Genomic DNA, 405 nt, shown 5'->3' with positions numbered 1-405 from the left:
CCCGCATCCCCGTCCACACCGGCCGCATGGTCATAGAGGCACAGGGCACAGACACCCTCGAAGCCGTCCTCATCGCCCGCCCCGACGGCACCGACCCCCGCCGCATCCCCTGCGACACCCTGGCCATCAGCTACGGCCTGGCCCCCCAAATCGACCTGGCCCTGACCCTGGGCGCCAAACACAAACAACTCGCCGACGGCACCATCGGCCTACGCACCGACCGCAACCTGCGCACCAGCATCCCCGGCCTCTACGCCGCAGGCGAAACAGCAGGCGTAGCCGGCGCCGAAACCGCACTCCTCGAGGGCGAGATCGCAGCCCTGGCCGTCGCCCGCACCACCACAGCAGCCCAGGCCCGCCCCCCACGCCAGAGCACGAGCACACCGGCGTCACCGAACCCTGACA

At 70.9% G+C, this 405-nt stretch carries 1 protein-coding gene; it reads left to right on the top strand.

What is annotated here, in order from left to right; translation table 11 throughout:
* Positions 1-26 precede the first annotated feature (26 nt).
* A partial coding sequence (locus IZR01_RS49600; protein ID WP_228561493.1) for an FAD-dependent oxidoreductase occupies positions 27-405 on the top strand: 379 nt, incomplete at its 3' end.

This window comes from Catenulispora pinisilvae, assembly GCF_015356865.1.
GTDB lineage: Bacteria > Actinomycetota > Actinomycetes > Streptomycetales > Catenulisporaceae > Catenulispora > Catenulispora pinisilvae.
Note: the sequence above shows the minus strand (reverse complement) of the source record. Positions and strands in the feature narration are given on the sequence as shown.